This is a genomic window from Microbacterium sp. NPDC055683, from assembly GCF_053617895.1.
The window spans coordinates 1-17,663 of the sequence record NZ_JBSHGQ010000025.1; the positions used below are offsets into that span (position 1 = coordinate 1).

Sequence of the window (17,663 nt, forward strand, 5' to 3'; positions counted from 1 at the left end):
GGGCTCGCACCCCGCCGCGGACGACCGTGTCACTCAGGACGCTACCAGGAGACCGGCGGTCTTCTCGCGTGCCGTCGCGAAACGCGTCTGCACGTTGTCCCAGTTGACGATGTTCCAGAACGCCTTGACGTAGTCGGCCTTGACGTTCTGGTAGTCGAGGTAGAAGGCGTGCTCCCACATGTCGAGCAGCAGGACCGGAACCGTGCCCGCCGCGAACTGCGACTGCTGGTCGAAGAACTGCTGGATGATCAGCTGCTCGCCGATCGAGTCCCAGAAGACGCCGGCCCAGCCGGAGCCCTGGATGCCGAGCGCCGCGGCGGCGAACTGGCCCTGGAAGCCCTCGAAGCCGCCGAAGTACTCCTCGATCGCCGCGGCGATCTCGCCCTCGGGGCGCTCCTGGCCCTCGGGTGTGAGGTTGGTCCAGAAGATCGAGTGGTTGGTGTGCCCACCGAGGTTGAACGCGAGGTCCTTCTCGAGCTTGTTCACGTTCGCGAAGTTGCCGGTGGCACGAGCCTCGGCGAGCTGCTCGAGCGCCGTGTTGGCGCCGGCGACGTACGTCGCGTGGTGCTTCGAGTGGTGGAGCTCCATGATGCGAGCGCTGATGTGCGGCTCGAGTGCCGCGTAGTCGTAGGTGAGCTCGGGGAGCGTGTACTTCGCCATGCGTCGGTTCATCCCATCTCTCGGCGCCGCGCCGCGGCGCTGTCGGTGCCTCCGCGCTGCAGCGGACGGAGGGTTCCCCTCCATCCTAGTGACGGCGCGGCGGACGGGATCCGGTGTGTCGGACTACTCCGCGCCGACGGGCACGGCGGCCGCCGTGCCGGGGACGCCGTCCTGCTCTGCGCGCTTGTCGGCCATCGCGAGGAGGCGGCGGATGCGGCCGGCGACGGCGTCCTTCGTGAGCGGCGGGTCCGCGTGGTGGCCGAGCTCGTCGAGGCTGGCATCGCGGTGCGCGAGGCGCAGGTCGCCGGCCTGCTTGAGGTGGTCGGGCACGTCCTCGCCGAGGATCTCGAGCGCCCGCTCGACCCGCGCGCATGCGGCGACGGCCGCCTGGGCGGAGCGGCGCAGGTTCGCGTCGTCGAAGTTCACGAGCCGGTTGACGCCGGCGCGCACCTCGCGGCGCTGGCGCATCTGGTCCCACTCCGCGGCGACGCCCACGGCGCCGATCGCGTGCAGCATGGCGCGGATGCCCTCGGCCTCGCGGATCACGACGCGGGGGACCCCGCGCACCTCCCGCGACTTCGCCGAGATGCCGATGCGCCCCGCCGCGCCGACGATGGCCATCCCCGCCTCGCCCGTGGGGCAGGCGATCTCGAGCGACGCGGACCGGCCCGGCTCCGACAGGCTCCCCGCGCCGAGGAACGCGCCGCGCCAGATGGCGGCGAGGTCGTCGCGCGTGCCGGTCGTGAGCCGGTTGGGGAGGCCGCGCACCGGCCGACGGCGCTGGTCGAGGAGACCTGTCTGCCGGGCGAGCGTCTCGCCGCCGTCGACGACGCGCACGGCGAAGTGGTCGCCGCCCTGGGAGCCGGAGCCCTGCACGTGGGCGATCTCGGGCCGCACGCCGTAGATCTCGGCGATATCGCGCGCGACGCGACGAGCGAGATGCGGCGAGTCGACCTCGGCCTCGACGGCGACGCGCCCGGCGATCGAGTGCAGACCGCCCGAGAACCGCAGCAGGGCCGTCGTCTCAGCGATCCGAACCGAGGGACGCGGGTCCCGGACGGTGATCAGCTCTGCCTTGACATCGGCGGTCAGTGACACGGATTTCCCCACTCTCGAAGACGGTGATTCGCCTATTTTGGCGCAAGGATCGATCTTACCGACCGAGGTCTGCGGACGACCGGGTGCGAACTCCCAGCCGACGACGTTATGAGGGGATCGTCACTCGCGACCGAGGTCGCGATGCCGCACCCGGACGGCGACGCCGGGGAGGTCGGCGAGGCGCTCCGCGAGGGCTTGCGCCATGGCCACCGACCGGTGCTTCCCGCCCGTGCAGCCGACCGCCACCGTCGAGTGGCTCTTGTTCTCGCGCTGGTAGCCCGCGAGCACGGGAGCGAGCGCGGACGCATAGCCGTCCAGGAACTCCTCCGCACCCTCCTGGCCGCGCACGTACGCGGCGACGGCGGCGTCCTGCCCCGTGAGGTCGCGCAGCTCGTCGACCCAGAACGGGTTCGGCAGGAACCGCATGTCGGCCACGAGGTCGGCGTCGGGAGGAAGACCGTACTTGAAGCCGAAGCTCAGGACCGTGACGCGGTGCCGCGGCGCGCCGTCGTCCTGGAGCAGGTCGGTGACGTGGTTCGCGAGCTGGTGGATGTTGTAGCGCGACGTGTCGATGATCACGTCGGCGTTCTCGCGCACGGCCGCGAGCACCTCCCGCTCGCGTCGGATGCCGTCGAGCAGCGTACCGTCGCCCTGCAGGGGGTGAGGGCGCCGGACCGCCTCGAACCGGCGCACGAGAACCTCGTCGGAGGCGTCGAGGAAGATGACCCGGAGATCGCTGCGCTCGCGAACGGCCTGCGCCGCCGCGGGGAGCTCCGCGAAGAGGTCGCGTCCGCGCACGTCGACCACGGCCGCGACGCGCGGCAGCTGCTCCCCGAGGCGCCCGGACAGGTCCAGGAGAGGACGCAGCATCTGCGGCGGGAGGTTGTCGACGACGTACCAGTCGAGGTCCTCGAGGGCGTTGGCGACCGTCGAGCGGCCGGCGCCGCTCATACCCGTGACGATGAGGAACTCGCCCGCCGTGTCAGCCATCGCGGTCAGCCTACCGATCTTCCGCCTGCGCGGCGGCGCCGTCCTCCGCCCCGTCGTCGCGATGCAGGTGATCGAAGACCGTCGCCGCGAGCTTGGGGCCGATCCCCGGCAGTTCCTCGATCTGCGCGATCGTCCCCTCCCGCAGGGCGGCGACCGACCCGAAATGACGCAGGAGGGCGCGGATGCGAGCGTCGCCGAGGCCCGGCACCTCGCTCAGCACCGTGCGGATGTCGCGCTTGCGGCGCTTGCGCTGGTGGGTGATCGCGAACCGGTGCGCCTCGTCGCGCAGGCGCTGCACGAGATACAGCGCCTCCGACGTCCGCGGGAGGATGACGGGGTAGTCCTCCCCCGGCAGCCACAGCTCCTCGAGGCGCTTGGCGATCCCGCACAGCGCGATCTCGGTGTGCCCGCTCTCCTCGAGCGCCCGCGCGGCGGCGGCCACCTGCGGCTGGCCGCCGTCGACGATGAGGAGCTGCGGCGGGTAGGCGAAGCGCCGTCGCCGTGCAGGACCCGTGACGATCTCGCCCTCGTCGCTCGTGGCGAGCTCCGCGGCGTCGGGCTCCGCGTCCTCCGGGCGGTCGAGGTGGGCGAGCCGACGCGTGAGGACCTGGTGCATCGAGTCGGTGTCGTCGGTCGTCTCCGCGATGGAGAAGGAGCGGTACTGATCCTTGCGCGGCAGGCCGTCCTCGAAGACGACCATCGACGCCACGACGTTCGTGCCCTGGAGGTGCGAGATGTCGAAGCACTCGATCCGCAGCGGAGCCTCGGCCATCCCGAGCGCCTCCTGCAGGTCGGCGAGCGCTTCGGTCCGGGAGGCGTAGTCGCTCGTGCGGCGCGTCTTGTGACGCAGCAGCGCCTGCTGGGCGTTGAGCGTGGCGTTGCGCAGCAGCTCGGCGCGCTGCCCGCGCTGTGCGACGGCGATCTCCACCCGCCGGCCGCGCTTGGCCGCCAGCCACTCCTCGAGCTCCGCGACGTCGGGCGGGAGGACGGGGACGAGCACACGGCGGGGCACGTCGGCGGGCTCCGCATCGCCGTAGACGCGCTGGAGGATCTGGTCGACGAGCTCGGGGCCCGAGATGTCGAGCTCCTTGTCGATCGTCGTGGAGTGCACGCCGCGCACGCGTCCACCGCGGATCACGAAGTGGTGGACGGCGGCGGAGAGCTCGTCCTCGGCGATGCCGAACAGGTCGGCCTCCGCGTCATCCGGGAGGACGAGCGCGCTCTTGTTCAGGACCGCGTCGATCGACGCCAGCTTGTCGCGGTAGACCGCGGCCTGCTCGTAGTCCATCGCCGCCGCCGCCTCCTTCATGCGCGCGGTGAGCTCGCGCGTGAAGCGCTCGTCCCCGCCGTTCATGAAGGCGATGAAGTCGTCGACCACCGCGCGATGCTCCGCGATCGTCACCCTGTGGGAGCAGGGCCCCCCGCACTTGCCGATCTGGCCCGGGAAGCAGGGCCGGCCGGTCTGCATCGCACGCTTGTACGACGCGTCGCTGCAGGTTCGGATGGGGAACACCTTGATCATGAGGTCGATCGTGTCGCGCACGGCCCAGATCTTGGGGTAGGGCCCGAAGTACTTCGCTCCCGCGATGCGCCGGTTGCGCGTCACCATGACCCGCGGCGCCTCGTCGCCGAGCGTGACGGCGAGGAACGGATAGGACTTGTCGTCCTTGTACCGGACGTTGAACGGCGGGTCGAACTCCTTGATCCACTGGTACTCGAGCTGGAGCGAGTCGACGTCGGTGGGCACGACCGTCCACTCCACGGAGGAGGCGGTCGTGACCATCCGACGGGTGCGCTCGTGCAGCGTGTGGAGCGGCGCGAAGTAGTTCGACAGCCGCTGGCGCAGGTTCTTCGCCTTTCCGACGTAGAGGACGCGCCCGCCCGCATCCCGGAACCGGTACACCCCCGGATTCGTCGGGATCTCGCCGGCGCGCGGCTTGTAGGGCAGCTGGTCGGCCACGTCAGCCGGCCTTGCGCTGCCGTTCGGCCATCCCGAGAGCCTCCGCGAGGAACGCGCCGGTGTGGCTGCCGTCCGTCCGCGCCACCTGCTCCGGGGTCCCCGTGGCCACGATCGTGCCCCCGCCGGAGCCGCCCTCGGGTCCGAGGTCGACGATCCAGTCCGCCGACTTCACGACGTCGAGGTTGTGCTCGATGACGATGACGCTGTTGCCCTTGTCGACGAGGCCGTTGAGCACCTCGAGGAGCTTGCGCACGTCCTCGAAGTGGAGGCCGGTGGTCGGCTCGTCGAGCACGTAGATCGATCGGCCGTTGCTGCGCTTCTGCAGCTCGGTCGCGAGCTTGACGCGCTGCGCCTCGCCGCCGGACAGCGTCGTGGCCGCCTGGCCCAGGCGGACGTAGCCGAGGCCGACGTCGACGAGCGTCTTCATGTAGCGGTGGATGGCCTGGATCGGCTCGAAGAAGCGCTCCGCCTCCGCGATCGACATCTCGAGCACCTCGGCGATGTTCTTGCCCTTGTAGTGCACCTGCAGGGTATCGCGGTTGTACCGCTTGCCGTGGCAGACCTCGCAGTCGACGTACACGTCGGGGAGGAAGTTCATCTCGATCTTCAGCGTGCCGTCGCCCGAGCACGCCTCGCAGCGACCGCCCTTGACGTTGAAGCTGAAGCGCCCCGCCTTGTAGCCGCGGACCTTCGCCTCCGGCGTCTCCGCGAACAGGTTGCGGATGCGGTCGAACACGCCCGTGTAGGTGGCGGGGTTCGATCGCGGCGTCCGGCCGATCGGGGCCTGGTCGACGTGCACGACCTTGTCGAGGTGCTCGAGCCCCGTGACGCGGGTGTGCTTGCCCGGAACGGTGCGCGCTCCGTTGAGGCGCTGCGCGAGCACCTCGTACAGGATGTCGTTCACGAGCGTCGACTTGCCCGAGCCGCTCACGCCCGTCACGGCCGTGAGCACGCCGAGCGGGAACTCCGCGGTGACGTTCTTCAGGTTGTTCGCGCGGGCGCCGACGACGCCGAGCGTGCGCTTGCGGTCGATCTTCCTCCGCTTCTTCGGCACGGCGATCTCGCGACGGCCCGAGAGGTAGTCGCCCGTGAGCGAGCGCTCGTCGCCGACGAGCGCCTCGAACGGCCCGGAGTGGATGACCTCCCCGCCCTCGACGCCCGCGCGCGGCCCGATGTCGACGACCCAGTCGGAGGCCTCGATGGTCTCCTCGTCGTGCTCGACGACGACGAGCGTGTTGCCGAGGTCGCGGAGCGTCACGAGGGTCTCGATCAGCCGGCGGTTGTCGCGCTGGTGCAGGCCGATCGACGGCTCGTCGAGCACGTAGAGCACGCCCGTCAGACCCGTTCCGATCTGCGTGGCGAGGCGGATGCGCTGCGCCTCGCCGCCCGAGAGCGAGCCGGCGGCGCGACTGAGCGTGAGGTAGTTGAGCCCGACCTGGATGAGGAACTCGAGCCGTACGCGGATCTCGCGCAGGATCTGCGCCGCGATCTGCTTCTCGCGGTCGGTGAGCACGACGCCGTCCATCATGGCGAGGGCGTCCTCGAGGCTGAGGTCCGCCGTCTCGGCGATCGAGCGGCCGTCGACCTTCACCGCGAGCACCTCGGGCTTGAGGCGCGCGCCGTCGCACACGGGGCACGGCACCTCGCGGAGATACTCCGCCCAGCGGGCGCGCGTCGTGTCGGTCTCGGCCTGCGCGTACTGGCGCTCGATGTACGGCACGACGCCCTCGAACCCGCTCGCATAGCGCACCTCGCGCCCCCAGCGATTCTTGAAGCGCACGTTGACCTTGTAGTCCTGACCGTGCAGCACGGAATCGCGCACGATCTGCGGCAGCGCGCGCCAGGGGGTGTCGAGCGAGAACGCGAGCTCGTCGGAGAGCCCCTCGAGGAGGCGCTCGTAGTACTGGAAAAGCCCCTTGCCCTGGGTCGTCCACGGGACGATCACGCCCTCGCGGATGGAGAGCTCCTCGTCGCCCAGCATCAGCTCGACGTCGACCGACATGCGCGTGCCGAGCCCCGAGCAGGCGGGGCAGGCGCCGAACGGCGCGTTGAACGAGAACGTGCGCGGCTCGATCTCGGTGAGCTGAAGCGGGTGCCCGTTCGGGCAGGCGAGCTTCTCCGAGAACGACTGCCAGGCGTCGTCGCCCTCCTCGTCCACGAAGTTGACCTGCAGCACGCCGCCGGCAAGCCCGAGCGCGGTCTCGACGGAGTCGGTGACACGGCCGAGGATGTCGTCGCGCGCGACGAGACGGTCGACCACCACCGCGATGTCGTGCTTGTAGGACTTCTTGAGCACGGGCGGCTCGGCGAGCTGGACGAGGTCGCCGTCGACGACGGCGCGTGCGTACCCCTTCGCCGCGAGCTCCTTGAAGAGGTCGACGAACTCCCCCTTCTTCTGCGTCACGACGGGGGCGACGACCTGGTACCGCGTGCCCTCCGGCAGCGTCATCAGCTGGTCGGCGATCTGCTGCACCGTCTGCCGCTGGATGCGCTCCCCGCACTGCGGGCAGTGCGGCACGCCGATGCGCGCCCACAGCAGGCGGAGGTAGTCGTAGATCTCGGTGATGGTGCCGACCGTCGAGCGCGGGTTGCGGTTCGTCGACTTCTGGTCGATCGAGACCGCGGGGCTGAGTCCCTCGATGAGATCGACGTCCGGCCGGTCGACCTGTCCCAGGAACTGGCGCGCGTACGCGCTCAGCGATTCGACGTACCGGCGCTGCCCCTCCGCGAAGATCGTGTCGAACGCCAGGCTCGACTTGCCAGAGCCGGACAGCCCCGTGAACACGACGAGGGCGTCGCGCGGGATGTCGAGGTCGACGTTCTTGAGGTTGTGGACGCGGGCGCCGCGGACGCTGATCTTTCCGGACGAGGCGACAGGGGTGATGGGCACCCGACAATCCTACGGAGTCCCACCGACATCTGGACGTTTGTTCGACGTGTCCACTCAGGGGATTCGAAGATCCGCGCACCCCTCGATGCACGCGCGGATCGCACGCATCGACCTCGCGTGCGGTCTCACGCGTGTCCGGCCTTCTCCATCTGCCGCAGCTCCCGCTTCAGGTCCTGCACCTCGTCGCGCAGGCGCGCGGCGAGCTCGAACTTCAGTTCCTCCGCGGCCGTGAGCATCTGCCCCGTGAGGTCGGCGATCGTCTCCTCGAGCTGGTTCGCCCCTTCGGCCGCGATGCCCTCTCGCAGGCGCGGGGTGGGGCTCTTGCCCCTGCCCGACTTCGTCCGCGCGGAGTCGCGCTTCGAGAGCAGGTCGGCCGTGTCGGCCTCCTCGCGCGCGAGCGAGTCGGTGATGTCGGCGATGCGCTTGCGGAGCGGCTGCGGGTCGATACCGTGCTCGCGGTTGTACGCCGTCTGGATCTCGCGGCGCCGCTCGGTCTCCTCGATGGCCTTCCGCATGGAGTCGGTCATGTTGTCGGCGTACATGTGCACCTGGCCCGACACGTTGCGGGCGGCTCGGCCGATCGTCTGGATGAGCGACGTCCCGGAGCGCAGGAACCCCTCCTTGTCGGCGTCGAGGATGGACACGAGCGACACCTCGGGGAGGTCGAGTCCCTCGCGCAGGAGGTTGATGCCGACGAGCACGTCGTAGACGCCCTGTCGCAGCTCGGTGAGCAGCTCGACGCGGCGCAGCGTGTCGACGTCGGAGTGCAGGTAGCGCACGCGCACGCCGTGCTCGCCGAGGAAGTCGGTGAGCTCCTCCGCCATCTTCTTCGTGAGCGTCGTGACGAGCACGCGCTCGTCCTTCTCCACGCGCACGCGGATCTCCTCGAGCAGGTCGTCGATCTGCCCCTTCGAGGGCTTGACGACGATCTCGGGGTCGACCAGCCCCGTCGGTCGGATGATCTGCTCCACGACGCCGTCGGCGATGCCCATCTCGTAGCGCCCCGGCGTCGCGGAGAGGTACACCGTCTGGCCGATGCGGTTCTTGAACTCGTCCCACCGCAGGGGCCTGTTGTCCATGGCGCTGGGGAGCCGGAAGCCGTGCTCGACGAGCGTGCGCTTGCGCGAGGCGTCGCCCTCGTACATCGCGCCGATCTGCGGCACGGTGACGTGGGACTCGTCGATGACGAGGAGGAAGTCGTCGGGGAAGAAGTCGAGCAGAGTGTGAGGGGGCTCGCCCGCCTCCCTGCCGTCGAGATGGCGCGAGTAGTTCTCGATGCCCGAGCAGAAGCCGAGCTGCTGCAGCATCTCGAGGTCGAAGGTCGTGCGCATCCGCAGCCGCTGCGCCTCGAGGAGCTTGCCCTGCCGTTCGAGCTCCTGCAGCCGCTCGGCGAGCTCCTCCTCGATCGTCTTGATGGCGCGCTGAACCGTGTCGGTGCCCGCGGCGTAGTGCGTGGCGGGGAAGATCGCGACGGCGTCCAGCCTCTCCAGCACATCGCCCGTGAGCGGATGGAGCCGGTAGAGCCCCTCGATCTCGTCGCCGAAGAGCTCGATCCGGATGGCGTACTCCTCGTACACGGGGATGATCTCGATCGTGTCGCCGCGCACCCGGAAGTTGCCGCGCGAGAAGTCGACGTCGTTGCGGTTGTACTGCATCGCGACGAACTGGCGGATGATGGCGTCGCGGTCGTACCGTTCGCCCACCTGCAGCGCCACGAGCGCACGCAGGTACTCCTCGGGCGACCCGAGACCGTAGATGCACGACACCGTGCTCACCACGACCACGTCGCGTCGGCTGAGGAGGGCGTTCGTCGTGGAGTGGCGCAGCCGCTCCACCTCGGCGTTGATCGACGAGTCCTTCTCGATGAAGGTGTCGGTCTGCGGGACGTACGCCTCCGGCTGGTAGTAGTCGTAGTACGACACGAAGTACTCGACGGCGTTGTTCGGCAGCAGGTCGCGGAACTCGTTGGCGAGCTGTGCCGCGAGCGTCTTGTTGTGGGCGAGCACGAGGGTCGGCCGCTGCACCTGCTCGACGAGCCACGCGGTCGTGGCCGACTTGCCCGTCCCCGTGGCGCCGAGGAGGACGACGTCGGTCTCGCCCGCGTTGATGCGCGCCGCGAGCTCGGCGATGGCCTTCGGCTGGTCGCCGCTCGGCTCGTACTCGCTGATGACCTCGAACGGCCGCACGCTCCGTGTCGTCTGCATGCCCTCCAGCCTAGGAGGGCGCGCCGACATCGGGCCCGGCCGGATCGCCATCCGGCCCCGGTGCGCCGGCGGCGACGTCCGCTGCCGCGGGAGGCGGCGGCGTCACGGGGAAGACGATCGAGTACGACGCCGTGCCGGACCCGGCGGCGTCCACCGCCGCCGGGTCGGGCGACGGCAGAGCGTCGAGTCGTCGCGAAGGAGGCTCCGGCTCGACCGGCTCGGACGGCAGTGCCGCCCACGCGTGCTGCTCCTCGTCATCGCGCTCCGCGAACACTCCCATGACGACATCATCCCCCTCCGCGCACGGCGGAGGAGGCCCGCGTCACGGACGCGGCGATCGCACGCGCGCGGCGCGACGGCGGATGAGAGCGGGCACGAGCAGCGCGCCGCCCAGCGCCGCGCCGCCCAGCGCTGCCGTCGCACCTGCCCCTCCCCACGAGTCGACGGCCGCGCCGGTCGCGGCGAGCGGCGCACCGGCAGCGGGCGTCGCCGTCGGCGGGGTCGTCGCCGTCGCCGTCGGCTCGGCCGTCGGCTCCGGCTCGGGCGCTGCGACCGCGATGAGCGGGCTCTCCGCCGTCTCGACCCCCGTCAGACAGCGTTTCACCTCGGTCGTCTTGTACCAGTGCGATCCCTCGGCGACGGGGGTGCAGCCGTCCGCGAACGGGATCTCCCGCTCGTTGGAGAGCATGCGGACGAGCGGCGTGTAGGCGGCTCCGGTCGCGGGATCGACGCCGTCGCGCGCGACGACGTCCCACTGCACGTTCGCGGCCATGGGGGTCACCTCTGCGCCGCGCCACGGGTTGTCCGCGACGTTGTACACGTCGGCGATCGACTCGGGCGTGGCATCGTCCGGCGCCGCGACCGCGGAGCCGGGGAGCTTCAGCAGCGCCGCGAACGGGACGATCGTCTCGGCGTGCGCGAAGCGGAACGTCGCCGCGACGTCGCCGCCCGCCGCTCGGGCGTCGATGGTCGCGAAGAAGTCGTCGAGGAGCGCCTCCGCCACCCGGTACGTCTCGTCGTGGCCGGCCAGGCTCGGCCCCTTCTCGTAGAAGTCCTCCGCGTCGAGCAGATACGCGAACCACTCCGCGTCCTCCTCACGGCCGGCGAAGTACTGCGCGAAGTCGAACGCGTGCGGCGCGACGTTCTCCTCCTCCATGTCGGCGGCGATGATGTACAGGTTGTACAGGGTCATCGCGGCGTCGACCGAGCTCTCGATCGACTTCTCCGGATCGCCGCAGGCATCCGGATCGGCGGCCGGATCCGCGCCTTCGGCGCAGGCGATCGCACCCGTCTGCGTGCCGTCGGCCGTGTTGAACCAGGTGTGCTCCTCGTCGGAGCCGATCGCCGCGATGAACTCGGCGGTGAAGATGCCGGACAGGAGGTCGTCGGCGACCTCCACGGAGCGCGGCAGCTCCTCGATGAGGTCCATGGCGGCGGCGATCGTGCCGCCGTCGTCCGTCTGCTCCTCGATGTACGCCTGGTACGCCTCCGCGCGCTCGCGCTCAGGCGATCCGGCCGCCTTCTCGGAGCCGTCGGGGTTCTCGACCTCGTGGAAGTAGAGCAGGTCGGGGCGCGCGTCGAGCTCGACGCCCTCCACGCCGAGCCCGAGCAGGAAGCTCTCCCCCGACTCCGTCGCGCGCGCCTCGCCCGACGTCTCGGCGACGATCCGACCGCCCTGCGAGAGCAGGTCGGCATTGCGCTCGGCCGCGCGCTGCCCGATGCCCTGATGCTGCGTCTCGCCCTGCCCGGTGAGCATCCCGTATCCGTTCTCGACGTTCGCCGCGGTCATCGCGTCGAGGTTCGCGACGAACGCCGCTCCGATCTCGGGCGAGACGAACCCGCCCTCGGCGAGCGCGGTCTGCGCGACGAGGTGGAGCAGGGCGTCGTACTTGTAGCTCGACAGACCGCGGGAGCCGTGGCGCGCGACCGACTCGGTCGCGAGCGGCCGGTACCCGTCGGGCGCCGGCTGGTAGGCGGCGATGTCGGCCTCGGTCGGAGCGACATACGGCTGCTTGCTGCTGTAGGAGCCGTCCTCGTCCGGCGCTGGCGATGCCGCGAGGGGAGCCGCGGCGAGCGCGCCGACGAGGAGGGAGGGCATGAGCGCGGGGAGGATCACCCTCTACCGCTACCGGCGCAGGGTGAACCGGCGGTGTCCTGCGGGTGGCCGGCCGCGGTCAGACGGGGCGGAAGCGCACGAGCGCGCCGGGAGGCAGCTGGCCGGCCAGGTCGAGGTCGTCGTCGATGACCGCCGCGACGACGGGGTAGCCGCCCGTGACCGGGTGGTCGGCGAGGAAGAGCACGGGCTGCCCGTCGGACGGCACCTGCACGGCTCCGGCCGCGACGCCCTCGCTCGGGAGCTCCGACTCGACCGTGCGCACGAGCGGGTGCGCCCCGTGGAGGCGCACGCCCGTCCGGTCCGACCTCGGGGTGACGGTCCAGGCGTCGGCGAAGAGACGTCGCAGCGAACCGCGCGCGAACCGGTCGGCACGCGGGCCGAGGACGACGCGCAGCTCGGCGACCTCGCCCGGCGCCCGCAGCGCACGGGCGGGGGCGGCCCACGGCTCGACGAGGCGTCGCGCGGCGGACGGTCCGCGGAGCGGAAGGACGTCTCCCGCCCGCAGCGCGCGCCCGCCGAGCTCTCGCGGGCCGATCCCGCCGAGCAGGTCCGTCGCGAGGCTGCCGAGCACGGGCACGAGCGCCAGACCACCTCGGATCGCGATGTACGCCCGCAGCCCGCGCTCGGCGTGCCCGATGCGCAGCTCGTCGCCGTCCGCCACGGCGAAGGGGCGGCCGGCATCGAGCGGATGCGCGTCGTCGCCGCGCACCAGCAGCGCGTCGACCGGGGCGCCGGCGATCGCCGCGACGCCGGCCGCGCGGAAGCGCAGCACCGCGCCGCCGAGGAGCAGCTCGAGCGCCGCCTCGCCCGGGTCGTTGCCGACCGCCACGTTCGCGTCGTGCAGCGCCGTCCGGTCGGCCGCCCCCGACGGCGACACGCCCATGGCCGCCCGCCCCGCCCGACCGGCGTCCTCGACGAGCAGCTGGAGGCCCGGCTCGACCACGACGACGGCGGGCGCGACGCGGCGGTCCCCCGGCATGTCGACCACGCGCGAGGATCCGTGTCGGAGCGCCCTGTCCGGGTCTCGGGCGGATGCGGCCACGACGTCGCGGGCCGGCAGGAACCGCACGGACGCACCCGGGGCGAGCAGCGCGGCCGGCTCGCGGTCCGGATCCCACAGCACGGCGTCCGTGCGGCCGATGAGCTGCCATCCGCCGGGGCTCGCGCGCGGGTACACGCCCGAGTAGGGCCCGGCGAGCGCGACCGACCCCGCCGGCACGCGGGTGCGGGGCGATGCCCGCCGCGGCACGTCGAACAGGGGGTCGTCGGCCACGAGGTAGGCGAATCCCGGCGCGAACCCGGCGAACGCGACGCGCCATTCCGCGGCGGCGTGCCGCGTCGCGACGGCATCCGGCGATGCGCCCAGGAGGTCGGCGACGGCCTCGAGGTCGTCCCCGTCGTACACGACCGGGAGCGCGACGACCGACCCGGCTGCCGCTCCCGGGTCGCGCCCGGGGATGGTCGCCAGGAGCTCGCGGAGCCCTCGCCCCGTGCCCTTCCGGAACCGCACCAGCACGGTGCGTGCGCCCGCGACGACCTCCACGACGCCGGCCGGCGTCTCCGCCGCGAGGGCGGCGTGGAGCCGCCAGGCGCCCTCAGCGTCGTCCTCCTCGACGAGGTACGCGGTGTCGGAGGCGACGAGCACCCGCCTCATGTCGCGCCCGCGAACGACGCGAGCGGGATGCCGTCGGCCTCGAGCCGCGCCCGCACGGCGCGGGCCATCCCGACCGCCCCCGGGCTGTCTCCGTGCACGCAGATCGACTCGGCGCTGACCCGCACGGATGTGCCGTCGACCGCCTCGACCACCCCCTCGGACACGAGCCGTGCCATCCGCGCGGCCACGGCGCCCGGATCGTGGAGCACGGCGTCCGTCCGTGAGCGGGGGACGAGGCCGCCGTCGGGGAGGTAGGCGCGGTCGGCGAACGCCTCGGCGACGGCTCGGAGGCCGCCGCGCTCGGCGAGCCGCAGGACGGCGCTGCCGGGGAGCGCGAGCACGGCGAGGCGGTCGTCGACGGCGCGCACGGCGTCGACGAGGGCGGCGGCGCGCTCCTCATCGCGCGCGACGTCGTGGTAGAGCGCGCCGTGGGGCTTCACGTAGGCGATCCGCCCGCCTGCGGCGCGAGCGAGCGCGGCGAGCGCGCCCACCTGCTCCTCGACCTCGGCACGCAGCGCGGCGGGCGCGCCCTCGACGCGGCGCCGTCCGAATCCCGCGCGGTCGGGATAGCCCGGGTGTGCTCCGATCGTCACGCCGGCCGCGACGGCGGCCGCCAGCGTCGCGCGGATGCCCTCGGTCGTCCCGGCATGCCGCCCGCACGAGACGTTGGCGCTCGTGACGACGTCGAGCATCGCCGCGTCGTCGGAGACGACGCGATCGGGCTCGTTCTCGCCCAGATCGCTGTTGAGGTCGATCACGCCCGGGCCAGATCCCTCCACAGCGCGTCGGCCCGCTCGAGCGTCTCGTCGAGCGTGCCGGAGGTGTCCACGACGATGTCGGCGAACGCCAGCCGCTCCTCGTCTGACGCCTGCCGGGCGATGCGGACGTCGGCCTCCTCCTCCGTGAGGCCGCGCTCGGTGACGAGCCTCCGCGCGCGCAGCGCGGCAGGGGCGTGCGCCACGACGACGACGTCCCACTCCCCCGCACCCCGCGCCTCGGCGAGGAGCGGCACGTCGTAGACGACGACGGCCCCGGGATCGGCCTCGAAGGCGGCGCGGAAGCGGCGCTGCGACTCGTCCTTGACAGCGGGGTGGACGATCGCGTTGAGGCGCGCGAGTCGCTCGGGGTCGCCGAACACGACGCCGCCGAGCGCTGCGCGATCGAGCGATCCGTCTGCGCGCACCACCCCCTCGCCGAACTCGCGCTCGATCGCCGCGAGCACGGGCGTCCCCGGCTGCTGCAGCTCGCGGACGAGGGCGTCGGCGTCGACGACGACGGCGCCGTGCTCGGCCAGGCGGCGTGCGATGGTGGACTTGCCCGACGCGATCCCGCCGGTGAGGGCAACGAGTGGCATGCCGCCAGTCTAGGCAGGCGCCCGGCACCTCCTCCTCGGGGGAGAATGGACACGATGTCCTCCTCTCCCCGCCCCGCCATCGCGATCATCGGAGGCGGCCCGCGCGGCGTCTCGCTCGTCGAGCGGATCGGCGCGAACCTCGCGGACGACGCCGTGCTCGACATCGACATCGTCGACGACACCGAGATCGGGGCCGGCCGCATCTGGCGCACAGATCAGACGCGCGAGCTGTGCATGAACACGCTCGCCGACGCCGTGACCCTCTTCACCGACGACGCGGCGACGATCGCGGGTCCCGTCCGCGTGGGGCCGACGCTGCACGAGTGGTGCCGGCTCGTGCGCCACGACGCGGGCGACGGCGGCGATGTCTCCGACATCCCCGCGGCGCACGCGGCGGTCTTCCGACGCATCCCCGTGCGGGCCGGGCTCGCGGCCGACTACGCCGCCGAGCTGCGCGCGCAGCGACCCGAGTCGCACCCGTCGCGGTCGCTCTACGGCGAGTACATCGGATGGTGCTGGAGCCACGCGAAGGCGGCCCTCCCCCCTGGCGTGCGCGTCCGCGAGCGAGTGGGGCGGGTCGTCGCGGCATCCGAGCGCGACGGTCGGCAGGTGCTCTCGCTCGCCGACGGGTCCGCGCTGCGCGCCGATGCCGTCATCGCGGCCGCCGGGTGGCTCGAGCGCGGCGCGACGCCCGGCGAGCGGGCCGTGCGCGCCGCCGTCGACGCCGACTCCGACCTCGTGTGGGTGCGGCCGGAGTCACCCGTCGACCAGCGGCTCGACGCCGTGCCCGACGGAGCGCACGCGATCGTCCGAGGTCTCGGGATGGGGTTCTTCGACGCCATGGCCCTGCTCACGCTGGGCAGGGGCGGCCGGTTCGCCGAGACCCCTGACGGCCTCCGCTACGAGCCGTCGGGGCGCGAGCCGGTGCTGCACGTCACCTCCCACCGCGGCGTGCCGTTCCGCGCGAAGACGCAGTACGGCTCCCTCCCTCCGCGCGCGGCGCTCTCGCATCTGCGCGGCGTCGACTGGACGTCCGTGCCGCGCCCGATCGACTTCGACGCGCTCGTGTGGCCGCTCATCCTGCGCGACGCCTTCGCGGACTATCACCGCACGCTCGCGCGCGTGCGCCCCGGCGCCGTCGACCTCGAGGCGGCGCTCGCGGCGATCGCCGCGGCCGACCTCGACGCACCGCGCGCCGGCGTCCCCGGGGCGGCGACGCGCGAGCGCGTCGCCGTGCTCGCCGACGCGGTCGCCGCCGCCGTTCCCGATCCGCGCGACCGGCTCGACCTCGTCGCCGCGATGTTCCCCGGAGACGGCCTCGCCTGGGCGTCGCCCTCCGGGTTCGACGCGTGGGTGGCCGCGTTCGTCGCCGACGATCTCGCCGCGTCGGCGCTCGGTGCGGACAGCCCGCTGAAGGCGGCCCTGTGGGCGATCGCCTCGGCGCGCGGACCGGTCGGACGCATCGGAGCGTTCGGCGGGTTCGACGCCGAGTCGCGCGCGTCCGGCTTCCGTGAGCTGGGATCCGTCGGAGGGATGGTCGGCTCCGGTCCGCCCGCGTTCCGCAACGCGCAGCTCCTCGCGCTCCACCGCGCGGGCCTCGTGCTCTTCATCGGGCCGGCGGCGTCCGTCGCGCCCGGCCCAGGGGGGTTCCACGCCGTCTCGGCGGCCGTCCGCGGCTCGGAGGTACGGGCGCGCGTCCTCGTCGACGCCTGGATGCACGTCCACGACGTCGACGCGACCGCCGACCCGCTCGTCCGCTCCCTCGCCGACGCAGGGCGCGTGCGCGCGTTCGAGGCGCCCACGCGGACGGGCGGCGGCCTCGCCACGGGCGGTGTCGACATCGAACCCGAGACGGGCCGCCTCGTCCACCCGGACGGCTCCCTCGATCGCGCGTTCCACATGGCCGGCATCCCCGTCGACCAGACGATGCACGACGCCATCATCAGCCCCATGCCGCGCACGGATCCCACGATGCTGCGCGAGACCGACCGCGTCGCCCGCTCGGCGATCGACGCCGCCCTCACGAGGAGAACGCCATGACCGCACCGCTGCCCGTCGCCGTCGTCACGGGGGCATCCGGAGGGATGGGATCGGAGATCGTGCGCGATCTCGTCCGCACGCACCGCGTCTACGCGCTCGGCCGTCGGGCCGACGTGCTCACCGCGCTCGCGGAGGAGACGGGCGCGGCCCCCCGCCGTGTCGACGTCACGGATCGCGACGCGCTCACGGCGTTCGCGGACGAGCTCGACCGCGTCGACGTGCTCGTCCACGTCGCCGCCGTGGGCGGCGCCGTCTCCGTGGAGGACGCGACCGAGGCCGATTGGCTCGCGTCACTCACGACGAACGTCGTGGGGCCCGCGCTCCTCACCCGCGCCCTCCTCCCGCTCCTGCGCGCCGCCGAGGCGACGGTGGTGTTCATCGGCTCGGGAGCCGGAACGCGCCCCGTTCCGGGGAGCGCGGTGTACACCGCGTCCAAGCACGCGCTGCGCGCCGTGGCCGACGTCCTCCGCATCGACGAGGAGAAGCACCGCGTCCGCGTCGTGACCATCGCCCCGGGCCAGACCGACACCGCGATGCTGCGCGCCGGCATCCCCGAGGCGGCGTACACGGCCGAGCGGTACATCCGGCCGACGTCGGTCGCGGAGGCCGTCCGCTACGTCGTCGACCTGCCCGCCGACGCGCAGGTCACCGACATCGCCCTGCGGCCGCGGCAGGAGATCGCCCGCCTCTAGGCTGG

13 protein-coding genes are annotated in these 17,663 nt (G+C 72.4%); 2 read left to right on the plus strand and 11 right to left on the minus strand.

Going from position 1 to position 17,663, the window contains the following annotated elements:
* Window positions 1–33 precede the first annotated feature (33 nt).
* The 11 genes from ACWGPF_RS10785 to coaE form a co-directional block, all read right to left on the minus strand.
* Complete coding sequence (locus ACWGPF_RS10785; RefSeq protein WP_345435075.1) at window positions 34–660, minus strand: superoxide dismutase; 627 nt, start codon at window positions 658–660, stop codon at window positions 34–36.
* Between the two features lie 123 nt (window positions 661–783).
* Complete coding sequence (whiA, locus tag ACWGPF_RS10790; protein ID WP_452332828.1) at window positions 784–1,758, minus strand: DNA-binding protein WhiA; 975 nt, start codon at window positions 1,756–1,758, stop codon at window positions 784–786.
* A 120-nt stretch (window positions 1,759–1,878) separates the two neighbouring features.
* Window positions 1,879–2,748 (minus strand): RNase adapter RapZ, encoded by an 870-nt coding sequence (gene rapZ, locus ACWGPF_RS10795; protein WP_452332829.1) that lies wholly within the window; start codon window positions 2,746–2,748, stop codon window positions 1,879–1,881.
* A 10-nt stretch (window positions 2,749–2,758) separates the two neighbouring features.
* Window positions 2,759–4,708, minus strand: coding sequence for an excinuclease ABC subunit UvrC (gene uvrC, locus ACWGPF_RS10800; protein WP_452332830.1), 1,950 nt, complete (start codon window positions 4,706–4,708; stop codon window positions 2,759–2,761).
* 1 nt (window position 4,709) lies between these two features.
* Entirely contained in the window at window positions 4,710–7,598 is a 2,889-nt protein-coding gene (gene uvrA / locus ACWGPF_RS10805) for an excinuclease ABC subunit UvrA (protein WP_452332831.1), read from the minus strand.
* A 125-nt stretch (window positions 7,599–7,723) separates the two neighbouring features.
* Window positions 7,724–9,802 (minus strand): excinuclease ABC subunit UvrB, encoded by a 2,079-nt coding sequence (uvrB, locus tag ACWGPF_RS10810; RefSeq protein WP_452332832.1) that lies wholly within the window; start codon window positions 9,800–9,802, stop codon window positions 7,724–7,726.
* A gap of 10 nt (window positions 9,803–9,812) precedes the next feature.
* Window positions 9,813–10,082: a hypothetical protein gene (locus tag ACWGPF_RS10815; RefSeq protein WP_452332833.1), complete on the minus strand. Its 270-nt coding sequence runs from the start codon at window positions 10,080–10,082 to the stop codon at window positions 9,813–9,815.
* A gap of 42 nt (window positions 10,083–10,124) precedes the next feature.
* On the minus strand, window positions 10,125–11,918 hold the full coding sequence (locus ACWGPF_RS10820; protein ID WP_452332834.1) for a histidine-type phosphatase: 1,794 nt from the start codon (window positions 11,916–11,918) through the stop codon (window positions 10,125–10,127).
* A gap of 58 nt (window positions 11,919–11,976) precedes the next feature.
* A complete protein-coding gene (locus ACWGPF_RS10825) occupies window positions 11,977–13,572 on the minus strand; it encodes a 5-oxoprolinase subunit B/C family protein (protein WP_452332835.1) in 1,596 nt (531 codons plus the stop codon).
* Entirely contained in the window at window positions 13,569–14,330 is a 762-nt protein-coding gene (locus ACWGPF_RS10830; RefSeq protein WP_452332836.1) for a LamB/YcsF family protein, read from the minus strand. Before ACWGPF_RS10830 ends, ACWGPF_RS10825 begins: the two co-directional genes overlap by 4 nt.
* Window positions 14,327–14,926 (minus strand): dephospho-CoA kinase, encoded by a 600-nt coding sequence (gene coaE, locus ACWGPF_RS10835; protein WP_452332837.1) that lies wholly within the window; start codon window positions 14,924–14,926, stop codon window positions 14,327–14,329. The genes ACWGPF_RS10830 and coaE overlap by 4 nt, the downstream gene beginning before the upstream one ends.
* Before the next feature lie 54 nt (window positions 14,927–14,980).
* On the opposite strand from coaE, the gene ACWGPF_RS10840 reads away from it, so the two are divergent.
* Complete coding sequence (locus ACWGPF_RS10840) at window positions 14,981–16,966, plus strand: FAD/NAD(P)-binding protein (protein ID WP_452332838.1); 1,986 nt, start codon at window positions 14,981–14,983, stop codon at window positions 16,964–16,966.
* Window positions 16,963–17,658, plus strand: a complete 696-nt coding sequence (locus ACWGPF_RS10845) for an SDR family oxidoreductase (protein WP_452332839.1) — start codon at window positions 16,963–16,965, stop codon at window positions 17,656–17,658. The genes ACWGPF_RS10840 and ACWGPF_RS10845 overlap by 4 nt, the downstream gene beginning before the upstream one ends.
* Window positions 17,659–17,663: the final 5 nt, after the last annotated feature.